Annotated in this window: 1 protein-coding gene and 2 pseudogenes; 2 read left to right on the top strand and 1 reads right to left on the bottom strand. The window is 30.5% G+C overall.

The features are described 5' to 3' along the window. Positions 1-176: 176 nt before the first annotated feature. Positions 177-398 (top strand): annotated as a pseudogene (locus RHOW815_RS08750) (IS481 family transposase); the annotation flags it as partial. 173 nt (positions 399-571) lie between these two features. On the opposite strand, the pseudogene RHOW815_RS08745 reads toward RHOW815_RS08750, so the two are convergent. Beyond that, a pseudogene (locus tag RHOW815_RS08745) lies at positions 572-808 on the bottom strand (transposase); the annotation flags it as partial. Between the two features lie 349 nt (positions 809-1,157). Here RHOW815_RS08745 and RHOW815_RS07945 point away from each other — a divergent pair. Then, a complete protein-coding gene (locus RHOW815_RS07945) occupies positions 1,158-1,748 on the top strand; it encodes a hypothetical protein (protein ID WP_215217760.1) in 591 nt (196 codons plus the stop codon). Positions 1,749-2,033: the final 285 nt, after the last annotated feature.

The raw sequence follows: 2,033 nt of genomic DNA, 5'->3' as shown, positions 1-2,033 counted from the left end.
AGAAATATTTCTAAGTTAATAATTATAAACAACTAATACTATATGTATCTATCTATAAGTCACCTGTTTCTTTGTATTTCATTTTCATAAAACCAGTGTGTTTTTTCTTATTCGATTCAATCCTTATAGCTTTTAGGATTTTTACCTAGAAAAATCCGTTTATCTATTTGAAAAACAAAGAGATAAACTCAACATTGAGGTTGAAAAGATACTACTACCAAACTCATCAGCAGTTAAAAGAGCATTTATATAATTTTTTAAATGCCTATAACTTTGCGAAAAGATTGAAAGCTCTAAAAGGATTGACACCATTTGAGCATATTATCAAAAGTTGGCAAAAAAAACCAAAAAGTTTTAGAATTAACCCAATCCATCACACTTTGGGACTAAACACTTAGAGCCTGTTTAAAATCTTTTCAAAAGTAGAGCAATAAAAGCGAGAACCACCATATTCCGGCTTGTATGTATACTAGTTTGATTTCAAATTAAGAATTGTATAACTAGGTTTTTTTGAAAAAACTGCTCTATCTTGCAAGAAGATGTTATCTTTTGTATAAAAATTTTTATATATTCAAGCTCTTAATTTGAATGTAAACGAGTATAGTTTTCTTTCGCAATTTTTCCATAGCCTGCGACATTTTTCTATCCACGCAAAAGAACGCTCTACAACCCATCTTTTGGGAATAACTGTAAAAGTATGAAGTGTATTTCTTTTGGCTATTTCTACTATACATCCTAATATCTCCTGCACGCTCTTTGCAAATTTTTCTCCAGAATATCCTCCATCTGCTAAAACACTTTTTACACCGAACAAATAGTTTTTATGTAGTGAAAATACTTCTATACATCCATTTAAAATGTACAAAACCCCACAAAAAATATCCTATAGAGCAACTATTCGTGGATGTGTTTTTTTGCGTGTAGACTCAAGTATTTAGATGGATTTTGCTAAATTGCTTACGAGAGATATCGCTTGTATAAGAGCGGTTCATAACTACCTCCAAAGGTTTTATGAAAACTATCATTATGCCTTAATGAGAAGATTTTAAACAGGCTCTTAGAAACAAAACAAGTTGTTGTAAAATCGATGATTAGTTAAAAAGATATCTTAACTGAAACAAATCCAGTTAAGAGATCTTTCTTTTAAGAGTATTGTAATGAAAGTTCTTTTAAAAAATTTAAGCAGGGCCATTCAACAGATCTGTTATCCTTCTATTTGTATCTATTGTCATAAACTCTGTAATTCTAAAAGACACATCTTTTGCGAAGAGTGTTTTGATTTAATCAATATTTTAGAGAAAGAAGAGAGGTGTTCTTGTTGTTTTTCTGCTTCCTATGAGCCCTATTGTTTATCTTGCACGCATCAAACCAACATAAAACAAGCATATGTCAGTGAGCAAAGAGGGCCCCTTTATGCTTTATTAGAAAAGATTCTTAAGGGGCAACACTATAGAATTCCAGCTGTAGCAGCTCTTATGGCCTATCAATATATAAGATTGGATTTCTCCTTGCCTGATTATATTATACCTAATTTATGCAAACACAAAAGACTATCCATTTTACTAGCAAAAGAAATAAGTAAAATTTTACAGGTGCCACATAGACGATTTTTTTTAAAGAAGGTACGAAATAGTCATGTTTTATTAATAGGTTTTCAACAGGATCAGAGCTATGATAAAAGCATGCAAGTAGTAAAGAAAGAAAACCCCGAAATCTTAATCGGATTTACATTGATTGGCTCTTTATAAGCTTCTAGATTACATCAGTTATCCTAATCTCGTTTCAAATTAAGAATTTATAAATATTTATTTTTTAAAGAATACCCTCTAAACGACATATAGATGCAATTATAATTATGTTTAGTCCCAAAGTGTGATGGAATGGATTAATTCTAAAAATTTTTGGTTCTTTTTACCAATTTTTGATGATATATAGTAGTTCCGATTCAATCGTATAGAAAAATATAGGATTAACGACAAGTTTCAAGTCGTTGACTTGAACCCCATTAAGCTAACCGTTTGAATTGGCACTAC

Origin of the sequence: Candidatus Rhabdochlamydia sp. W815 (assembly GCF_018642185.1) — a bacterium.
GTDB classification, from domain to species: Bacteria; Chlamydiota; Chlamydiia; order Chlamydiales; family Rhabdochlamydiaceae; genus Rhabdochlamydia; species Rhabdochlamydia oedothoracis.
Note: the sequence above shows the minus strand (reverse complement) of the source record. Positions and strands in the feature narration are given on the sequence as shown.

Coding starts and splice junctions, on each gene's coding strand:
- RHOW815_RS07945 (WP_215217760.1), top strand. CDS start 1,158: ATGAAAGTTCTTTTAAAAAATTTAAGCAGGGCCATTCAACAGATCTGT.